Here is a 9,671-nt window from a genome sequence, read left to right on the forward strand (position 1 = left end):
ATCCGGCCTCGGTGACGGCGAAGTCGGCGTGGGCGAGGGCCATGCGGGTGGCGAGCACGGAGTTGCAGCCGTGGGCGATGTTGGCAAAGGGGCCGCCGTGGAGGAAGGCGGGCACGCCTTCGACGCTCTGCACCAGATTCGGTGGCAGCGCCTCACGCAGCAGGGCCATCATGGCGCCGGTGACGCGAAATTCCTTGGCATAGACGGGATCGCCCTCGGCGGTGAAGCCGACGACGATGCGCTCGAGGCGATGACGCAGATCCGGCAGCGACTCGGCAAGGCACATGATGGCCATGATTTCGGAAGCGGCGGTGATGTCAAAACCGGTGACGCGTTCCGTGGGTTTGCCCACGGCGGTGCGCACGACGCGCAGAGCACGGTCGTTCATGTCCATGACACGTTTCCACAGCACGCGGTCGGGCGAGAGCCGCGTTTCGCCGAGGAAGAGCTGATTGTCGATGACGGCGGAGAGAAGGTTATGCGCGCAGGTGATGGCGTGGAAGTCGCCGGTGAAGTGCAGATTGATGGAATGGGCGGGCAGCACGGTGCTTTTGCCGCCGCCCGTGGCACCGCCTTTGCGGCCGAACACCGGACCCATCGAAGGCTGGCGCAGTGCGAGGGCCACGCTTTGTCCGATCTTCTTCAACCCCTGCGAGAGGCCGATGGAGACGGTGGTTTTGCCCTCGCCCGCCGGTGTCGGTGTGATGGCGGAGACGAGGATCAGTTTGCCACGCTGGGGTTTATTGTGCAGGGCCTTGAGGCTGACCTTGGCCATATGGCGGCCGTGGAGAATGAGATGCTCTGGCGCAATGCCAAGATCAGCGGCGATGGGGGAGATGTCCGGATGCATGCGGGATGGAAGCGCGCAGAATGGCAAGGGCTGCTGTGAAGCAAAGGGTTTTCCATCGCCAAAAATTTAGGACAACCCTTCCGGGCAATGTCCCGGGAAGACGGCCGCCCCCTGATTTGCTTTGATGCCCGCCTCCTGCCTTTGTTTCAAATGGGCCCTGATATAAAAGGGTGCTTATCGCGTCTTTGCCGCGCCGCCTTCCTCCATGAAAAGCATCACTCTCACATTCACACCGGGTTTTTTGCTGTCTGTCTTCGTGAAGGGAGCAGAGCCAAAGCCAGCCGCAGGTCCGGCCGGTGTGGACGGTGCTACCGCAGTATGGCGCGAGCGTAGCGGTGTATGAGCTTAAACCTTGACACCAATCGTGGCAGCGCCGGAAAGCCGGGGTGCCGCTCCTGCGTTGTCTGCCTGCATAAACCGGATCCTTGTTTTTTTGGTTCTCCTTGCCGGAACTGCCACGGCTTGGACGAACGATATTCGCGTGGCCGCGAAGCAGATTGATGAGTTGCTGGCGCAAGACTGGCAAAAGCATTCGCTGCAAGGCAACGCGCCTGCGAGTGACGAGATTTTCGTCCGCCGCATTTACCTTGACCTCGTCGGGCGGATTCCAACCCATGAAGAGACGGTGTCGTTTTTGAACGACAGGGGCCCGGACAAATGTGCGCAGATGATCGACCGCCTGGTGGCCAGCGAAGGCTAGACGATGCACCAGTTTCATTTCTATGCCGACCTGCTGCGGGTGCTGAGCAAGGGCACCTACAACGGCGATGCGGGACGCGTCACGGGCATGTCGTATGTGGAATACCTCAAGGACAGCGTGCGCACGAACAAACCGTATGACCAGCTGGTGCGCGAACTCGTCAGCGCACAGGGCAAGGCGTGGGAAAATGGCGCTGTTGGCTACTACCAGCGGGATCGCGGCATGCCGCTGGACAATCTGGCGCTGGCCACGCGGATCTTCTTGGGCACGCGCATCGAATGCGCGCAGTGCCACAATCATCCTTTTGATCGATGGACGCAGATGCAGTTTCACCAGATGGCTGCCTACACCTACGGGGTACAGACGACCTTTGGCATCTACAGTCCGGCCTTCAACGGCATGTTTGCGCTGCAAAAGAAGCGGCGGGAGCAGGCGGGCACCTCAACTGATGATGAGGTGCATCTGCGGCAGGCGTTCAATGAAATGATCGTGCCGATCAAGCACGCGTATGTGAGCCGCAACCCGATGCAACTGCGCCTGCCGCATGATTACGCGTATCACGATGCGGAACCGAAGTCGGTGGTGAAGGCGGCCACTCTTTTCGGTGCGCCTGCGGAGTTTTCCCTGAAGACCAATCCGCTGGAATCATTCGCCGCATGGCTCACCTCGCCGGAGAATCCGCGCTTCACCACGGTCATCGCCAACCGCTGGTGGAAGAAGCTGTTTGGCCATGGGCTGATCGAACCGGTGGATGAACTCACGGACGGCACGGCGGCGGCGAATCCGGCGCTGATGGAGCATCTGCGCCGGCTCATGATCACGCAGCGGTATGATGTGAAGGTATTCCTGCGCGTGCTGTGCAACACGCAGGCTTATCAGCGAGAGGTCACGCGGCAGGAGCTGGCCACGGGCGAGGCCTGCCATTTCACCGGCCCGCTGCTGCGCCGCATGAGTGCGGAGCAGATGTGGGACTCCTTTACCACGCTGATCAACACCGCGCCTGATCTGCCGAATCTGCCGCTGCGGGAAGCCACGAATGTCTTTTTGGCCAACTCACGCAAACTCGGTGAGGCACTGGAACATCTGACGCCGGAAGAGCTGCTGGAAAGCGCCCACGTCACCAGCGAAGTCTTCCGTGCTCACGCCGCGCAGTTCAAGGTGCTGCAGCAGCAGATTGCCGAAGCCCGCAAACGTGAAGACAAGGCGGCGATGTCCTCCCTGGCGCGCGAACTCAACACGCTGCGACAGGCGGAGATCCAAACTGCGGATGAGAAAATCTACACTCCAGCCGTGCTGAAGCTCTCACCGCAGGGCAGGCAGACCGGTGAGGGTTATCGAAAGATTGAGGTGCCCGGCTACATGCCCAAGGACTTTGGTGCAGAACGAGCGGCGCAGATGCAGTTGTTTGTTAAGGAGTCCAAACGCTTTGGCCTTCCGGCAGCCCAGCAGGATGTGTATGTGAAGCATCGTCAGAACATGATGCGCCTCTGGCCCCGTGCGGCCGAGCTCGACAGTCCCGCGCCTGCCGGACATGCGCTGCGGGAGTTTGGTCAAAGTGATCGCGATACTGTGGAAAACGTCAATCATGATGCCAGCGTGCCGCAAGCACTTGTCTTGATGAACGGGCCGCTGCTGCCGAGCATCCTCAATCCGTGGTCCCAGCTCCGTCTTGCCGTGAAGCAGGCGGGCTATCCCGATGATCAGGTGGAGGCTGTTTATCTCACGCTTTTAAGCCGCAAGCCAACCCCTGAGGAAAAAACGCGCTGGTCGAAGAGCCAGGCCGATGGCGTGAACCAGATCGAAGATCTGATCTATGCCCTGCTGAACACGCAGCAGTTCATTTTCATCCAGTGAGGAGACGAGCCCTCTCAAGCGCCCCATCCACCTAGTTCTCGCGCTCCTGGCTTTTTCACCCGTTTATTGCGGAACAGTCAGAGGAGCCCCATCCCCAAATTGAATGAAACAACGGTGACTTCCCAAGAGGAAAGATGCACGTTAAACTCGTTTAAATCATTTCATATGCCCACCTCACGCCGCTCTTTTCTCAAACACGCCAGCCTTGCTCCATTCAGCCTGTGGATTCCTCAGGCTTTCGCTGAGGCGACGACCACGGGCCTCGCGCGCAGCACGCCTGAGGCGCAGGGTGTTGCAGCTGCTGGCATCCTGGATTTTATCGATGCCATCGAGCGGGAAAAATTTGAACTGCACAGCTTCATGATGCTGCGGCATGGCAAGGTGATCGCGGAAGGGTGGTGGAAGCCGTATGGGCCGGAATTCGTGCACACGATGTACTCGATGAGCAAGAGCTTCACTTCAACGGCAGTGGGATTCGCGGTGGCCGAAGGGAAACTGAGCGTGGAGGACAAGGTGGTGTCGTTTTTTGCTGATGACCTGCCTGCAACGATCAGCGAGAACCTGGCGGCGATGCGGGTGAAGGATCTGCTGACGATGTCCACCGGCAATGAGAAGGAGCCGACGGGCGTGGTGGTCAAGGAGGAGAACTGGGCGCGGACCTTTCTGGCGCAGAACTTCGCGCACGAGCCGGGGACGCAGTTCATGTACAACAGCGCCGCCACTTACATGTGCTCGGCCATCGTGCAGAGGGTGACGCATCAGACGGTGCTCGATTACCTCACGCCACGCTTGTTTGCGCCGCTGGGCATCAAGGGCATGAAGTGGGAGACGTGTCCGCATGGCATCAACACGGGCGGGTGGGGACTGAGCATACAGACGGAGGGGCTGGCGAAGTTTGGCCAGTTCCTGCTGCAGAAGGGCAAGTGGAACGGCGAGCAACTGCTGCCTGCCGCGTGGATTGAAGAGGCCACACGTTTCCACATTCAGCAGCCGGGTGGAGACAAGAAGGACCGGCCCAAGGCGCAGAATGACTGGCTGCAAGGCTACGGCTACCAGTTCTGGCGCTGCCAGGGCACCGGCTTCCGTGGCGACGGAGCCTTTGGGCAGTTCACCATTGTGCTGCCAGAGCAGGATGCGGTGATCGTGATGACGAGTGAGAACAAAAACATGCAGGGCCAGCTGGATCTGGTGTGGAAGCACCTAGTGCCTGCGATCAATGCCAAGGAACCGAAGGCTGCTGATTTTAGCAAGCTCAAGACGCTGGCACTGGCGCCGCAGCTGGGCAGCAAGACTTCACCGGCGGCGATCGGCAAGAAATTCAAACTCGAAGGCAACGCGCTTGGCTTCAACACCGCGGCCTTCAGTTTTGGTGATGGGGCCTGCACTTTCTCCGCCGACGATCATACGATCACGTGCGGGATTGAGTCCTGGCAGCGTGGCGAAGCGGCATTCCCCGGCACGCCGCCGCGTCTGATTTCTGGCGGGATGCCGAAGAAGCCCCTGCCTTCCAAGATTGCCGCCAGCGCGGCGTGGACCGACGACAAAACGCTGGTCATGCAGTGGCGCTACTATGAGACGCCGCACAGCGACGTGGTGACGTGTGTGTTCGACGGGGATAGTGTGACGATCAGCTTCCTCAACAGCATCACGGCGATGAATCCCAAAGCGAAGGATGCAAGGGCGCCGCTGAAGGGACGTGTCGTTGCCTGATCCTTTATTGCGGCACGTCCAGATGACGGAACTCGATGCCTTTGATCCAGGATTCGCTTTTGGGAAAATAGTTCAATCCGCTGAGAACACGCCGGGTAAAAATCATGAGTGACATCTAGAGTGGCGGTCATCTGCTCGCGGAGAAAAATTCAAAACAAGACAGAACTGCTTTTTCACATCCGCGCAAAGAAGCAGGGCCGATGAACCTTCGCATGACAATTGCCCCATTCGCGCCGAGGAGAGACCCACTTAATGCAACGATTTACCTGTGAGTGCGGCAATGTGCTTTTCTTCGGCAGCTCACGCTGTTTGAAGTGCAACAGCGATGTGGGTTATGATCCGCAACGGGGTGCGATGCAACGTGTGCGGTCCGACAGCACGATGAAGCGCTGCCAGAATGGCGTGAAGCACAATGTCTGCAACTGGCTGCTGCCGGCCAGCGCCACGGCGGTGCTTTGTGTGGCCTGCCGCATGAACCGCATGATCCCCGATCTGAGCGCGGAACGGAACCGCATGCTGTGGGCGCGGATGGAGATGGCGAAGCGGCGGCTGATCTACACCCTGCTGCGCCTGGGGATCGGCCTGCCCTCGAAAAAGGACGATCCCAAGAACGGGCTGGCTTTTGACATCGTGAGCACGCTGTCCAATCCCACGGTGACCACGGGCCATCTCAATGGCGTGATCACGGTGAACCTGGAAGAGGCGGATGACACGTACCGTCAGTTCAACCGACAGCAGCTCGGCGAAAGCAGCCGCACCTTGCTGGGACACTTCCGGCATGAAAGTGCGCACTACCTGTGGCAGCGGAATTTGTCGGAGCTGGCGTGGGATGACCCGCTGCGGCTGGCGTTTCGCGAACGCTTCGGGGATGAGTGGATCGACTACGCTTCTGCGCTTGGCACGTATTATCAAAACGGTGCTCCCGGGGACTGGGGGCAGAACTACATCACCGCCTATGCCTCCTCACATCCGTGGGAAGACTGGGCGGAGACCTGGGCGCATTATTTGCAAATCATCGACGGATTGGAAACCTGTGAGAGTCTGGGCATCCAGGTGCAGTTCATCGCGCTGCCGCTTGTCATCCTGCCGGTGGAATCGGGAGAGCTTCCTGCGATGCTGCCTGCCGCGCCTGCTGAGGATGGTGAGTTTCTTGCCTGGTTGCAGCGCTGGATGTGCCTCTCTTCGGTGCTCAACGAAATCTCCTTCAGCCTTGGCGAGCCGGCGCTGTATCCCTTCGTCATTTCGGTGAAAGCAGCGCAGAAGCTACGCCTGGCGCATCACTATGCGCAAGCATGGGGTCTGGGTGGCAGGAAGACCGGCGAGGCTTGAAGAGCAGTGTTATTGAGATTTTCCTAAAATCCAGCTTCAACGACGCGGCAGCAGCCATGGAGGCTTCCCAAAATGTTGGCAGTCGCGTCTTGCAAGCCGCCAACGGCGCAGCCACATTCCCAGCGCACCCAACAACACGCACATCATTATGGCCAAAGGCAACAACGCTCACAAAAAGGAAGTCAAAAAGCCGAAGAAGGAAAAGCCCAAGCCAGCGCCCGCAGGCCGCAAGAGCTAGGACAGACAGCCTGATGAGCGGTGGATGATGCGCTGCTCGGTTTTATGATGAATGAGGGATCGTTGCCATGCAGGCAATGAGGTTTTTTTGTGCATGGGCGTATCCGTCCCGAAGCTCATGGAGTGCGGAATCTGATGACAAAAAAAGAGCGGCCATTGCTGGCCGCCCTCGTGGTTTTGGGGTTGTGATTGGTTCAACGACTTGAAGTCGTCGGCCGCTTAGTAGCGGTAGTGATCGGTCTTGTAGGGGCCTTCGACGGGGACGCCGATGTAGTCGGCCTGGTCCTTGGAGAGGACGGTGAGCTTCACACCGATCTTGGCGAGGTGGAGGCGGGCGACTTCTTCGTCCAGCTTTTTTGGAAGCACGGTCACACCGACGGGGCGGGTGTCCTTGGTTTCCCAGAGTTCGATCTGAGCGAGGGTCTGGTTGGTGAAGCTGTTGCTCATCACGAAGCTCGGATGGCCGGTGGCGCAGCCGAGGTTCACGAGGCGACCTTCGGCGAGCATGAAGATGCTGTTGCCAGCCGGGAAGGTGTACTTGTCCACCTGGGGCTTGATGTTGAGGCGCTTGACGTCCTTGCGCTCGTTGAGCTTGTCGACCTGGATTTCGTTGTCGAAGTGGCCGATGTTACACACGATGGCTTGGTCCTTCATCTTCTCCATGTGGGCGAGGGTGATGATGTCCTTGTTGCCGGTGGTGGTGACGTAGATGTCGCCGTAGCCGAGGGTGTCTTCGATCGGCATGACGCGATGACCTTCCATGGCGGCCTGGAGGGCGCAGACGGGGTCGATTTCGGTGACGATGACCTGAGCGCCCATGCCGCGAAGGGCAGCAGCGCAGCCTTTACCCACGTCGCCGTAGCCGCAGACGACGCCGACTTTGCCGGCGATCATGACGTCGGTGGCACGCTTGATGCCGTCGAGGAGGGATTCGCGGCAGCCGTAGAGGTTGTCGAACTTGGACTTGGTGACGCTGTCGTTGACGTTGATGGCTGGGAAGAGCAGCTTGCCTGCCTTGGCCATTTCATAGAGTCGATGGACGCCGGTGGTGGTCTCTTCGGAGACGCCCTTCAGATCTTTGACGATCGTGTGGAAGATGCCGGGCTGGTTCTTGGCGATGTCCTTGAGCAGGTCCTTGATGACCTTCACTTCGTGGTTGTCGGAGGGGGAGTCGACCCACTTGTCGCCGTTTTCCATCTCATAGCCCTTGTGGATGAGGAGCGTGACGTCGCCACCGTCGTCGACGATGAGTTCTGGGCCCTTGTCTCCTGGGAAGATGATGGCCTTCCAGGTGCACCACCAGTATTCTTCGAGGGTCTCGCCTTTCCAGGCGAAGACAGGAGTACCGGTGGCGGCGATGCCAGCAGCAGCGTGGTCCTGAGTGGAGAAGATGTTGCAGGAGGCCCAGCGGACATCAGCACCGAGTTCCTTGAGCGTCTCGATGAGCACGCCGGTCTGGATGGTCATGTGCAGGGAGCCGGTGATGCGGACGCCAGCGAGGGGCTTCTTGGGGCCGTATTTCTCGCGGGTGGCCATGAGGCCTGGCATTTCGCTCTCGGCGATGTCGAGTTCTTTGCGGCCGAAGTCGGCGAGGGCGATGTCTTTTACTTTATAGTCGGACATGAGGTGTGTGTTTCGTGGGTTCGGGTTAGGGTGAAATGGAACGGATCAACGTATCAGGATACGTTGATATGTTCCAAATGGATGCCTTGATGTCAAACGGGGATTTATCCGGCTGAGATGGACCGTTTGAAGCTGACCACCATGAAACTTGCCGCCCTCTTTGCCTGCCTTTGCCTCGCTGCCTCCGCCCACGCTGAAGATCTTCACCCTGCTGCTGACGCGGCAGGTTTCGTCCCGCTCTTCAATGGCAAGGACCTCGCGGGATGGAAAACGACGGGAAACTGGCTCGTGGAGGCTGATGGCAGTGTCTCGCTGCACCCGCGTGAGGGCGAGAAAGGCTGGCAGCGGTATGATGCCTACATCGCCACGGAGAAGCTGTACGGCGACTTTGTGCTGGACCTGGAATTCAAGATCAATGCCAAGGGCAACAGCGGCGTGTTCATGCGCGTGGGGGACATGAAGGAGCCGGTGAAGACGGGATTTGAGGTGCAGATCCTCGACACTTATGGCCTCGAAAAACCCGGTCATCATGACTGCGGCGGAATCGTGAGTGGCACAGGCCCTTCCAAGAATATGGTCAAACCCGCTGGCGAGTGGAACCGGTACACCATCACGGTCAAAGGACGGAGTGTGAAGGTGGTGTTCAATGGGGAGCAGGTCATCGATGCCAGCCTGGACGACATCAAGATGGCGGACCGTCCGAACGTGGGTCACATCGCTTTTCAAGATGAAGCGCTGCGCGTGTGGTATCGGAATGTGCGGATCAAGGAGCTGAAGTAGCGACTGCGCCTCCGCTTCATTGAAGCATGAAAGACCTGAACACACTCGGTGTCCTTTACGGGGCGCTGTTCTACTTTGTGTTTCTCAAGCACCCCTTGGGGCGATGGCTGCAGCAAGGTTTTCTGCGGCAGGGACGGGTGGCAAGAGCTCAGAGCAAGTTGTTCACCCTGCTGGCGACTCTGCGGTTGGTGCCTCCCATCACCCTGCCATACATCAACATCGAAAAGCTCACGGAGAAGCCGCTGCCCAAAGAATATGAAGTCCGCCTTTGGAAACCGGAGGACACCCAGGCATGCCTGGAGATTTACCAAATGAACGCGCCGGGCCGGTTTCCTGCCGAAGTGGAGCAGGAGTTTGAAGAAGTGCTGAAGAGGGACGACGGCGCCATGCTGGTCATTGAGAACCATGGCCGCGTCGTCGCCTGTGGAGGTTTGTCCTTAGCGGGCTTCGTGGGAACATTGTTCTATGGCTTGATCCATTCTGAGTTTCAGAAGAAGGGTATTGGCCGGTTGCTCCTGCTATCGCGCCTAGCGAGGATTCATGGCCCTGCGGTCTGTGTTAATATTTGTGCCGTGGAAGATTCGATAG

Annotated in this window: 7 protein-coding genes and 1 pseudogene; 6 read left to right on the forward strand and 2 right to left on the reverse strand. The window is 58.9% G+C overall.

The window, feature by feature from the left end; genetic code table 11:
• Positions 1-850: formate--tetrahydrofolate ligase (locus ACIREA_RS18610; protein ID WP_397383835.1), on the reverse strand; the 850-nt coding region annotated here is incomplete at its 3' end.
• Positions 851-1,331: 481 nt separating this feature from the next.
• On the opposite strand from ACIREA_RS18610, the pseudogene ACIREA_RS18615 reads away from it, so the two are divergent.
• From ACIREA_RS18615 to ACIREA_RS18630, 4 genes and pseudogenes are all read left to right on the forward strand, one after another.
• Positions 1,332-1,889, forward strand: a pseudogene (locus ACIREA_RS18615) (DUF1549 domain-containing protein); the annotation flags it as partial.
• A 186-nt stretch (positions 1,890-2,075) separates the two neighbouring features.
• The gene (locus tag ACIREA_RS18620) at positions 2,076-3,404 is read left to right on the forward strand and encodes a DUF1553 domain-containing protein (RefSeq protein ID WP_397383841.1); all 1,329 of its coding nucleotides are present in this window, start codon (positions 2,076-2,078) and stop codon (positions 3,402-3,404) included.
• Between the two features lie 165 nt (positions 3,405-3,569).
• Positions 3,570-5,114 carry a serine hydrolase domain-containing protein gene (locus ACIREA_RS18625; protein WP_397383836.1) on the forward strand — a complete coding sequence of 515 codons (1,545 nt, stop codon included), beginning with the start codon at positions 3,570-3,572 and terminating at the stop codon, positions 5,112-5,114.
• Positions 5,115-5,366: 252 nt separating this feature from the next.
• Complete coding sequence (locus tag ACIREA_RS18630) at positions 5,367-6,443, forward strand: putative zinc-binding metallopeptidase (protein WP_397383837.1); 1,077 nt, start codon at positions 5,367-5,369, stop codon at positions 6,441-6,443.
• Positions 6,444-6,899: 456 nt separating this feature from the next.
• Here ACIREA_RS18630 and ahcY read toward each other — a convergent pair whose 3' ends face one another.
• Positions 6,900-8,303: an adenosylhomocysteinase gene (ahcY, locus tag ACIREA_RS18635; protein ID WP_397383838.1), complete on the reverse strand. Its 1,404-nt coding sequence runs from the start codon at positions 8,301-8,303 to the stop codon at positions 6,900-6,902.
• A gap of 141 nt (positions 8,304-8,444) precedes the next feature.
• Between ahcY and ACIREA_RS18640 the strand changes: the two genes are divergently transcribed.
• Positions 8,445-9,083 carry a DUF1080 domain-containing protein gene (locus ACIREA_RS18640; protein WP_397383839.1) on the forward strand — a complete coding sequence of 213 codons (639 nt, stop codon included), beginning with the start codon at positions 8,445-8,447 and terminating at the stop codon, positions 9,081-9,083.
• Positions 9,084-9,109: 26 nt separating this feature from the next.
• The coding region (locus tag ACIREA_RS18645) for a GNAT family N-acetyltransferase (protein WP_397383840.1) at positions 9,110-9,671 on the forward strand (562 nt) is incomplete at its 3' end.

The organism is Prosthecobacter sp., from assembly GCF_044373815.1.
Taxonomy (GTDB): domain Bacteria; phylum Verrucomicrobiota; class Verrucomicrobiia; order Verrucomicrobiales; family Verrucomicrobiaceae; genus Prosthecobacter.

Coding starts and splice junctions, on each gene's coding strand:
- ACIREA_RS18620 (WP_397383841.1), top strand. CDS start 2,076: ATGCAACTGCGCCTGCCGCATGATTACGCGTATCACGATGCGGAACCG.
- ACIREA_RS18625 (WP_397383836.1), top strand. CDS start 3,570: ATGCCCACCTCACGCCGCTCTTTTCTCAAACACGCCAGCCTTGCTCCA.
- ACIREA_RS18630 (WP_397383837.1), top strand. CDS start 5,367: ATGCAACGATTTACCTGTGAGTGCGGCAATGTGCTTTTCTTCGGCAGC.
- ahcY (WP_397383838.1), bottom strand. CDS start 8,303: ATGTCCGACTATAAAGTAAAAGACATCGCCCTCGCCGACTTCGGCCGC.
- ACIREA_RS18640 (WP_397383839.1), top strand. CDS start 8,445: ATGAAACTTGCCGCCCTCTTTGCCTGCCTTTGCCTCGCTGCCTCCGCC.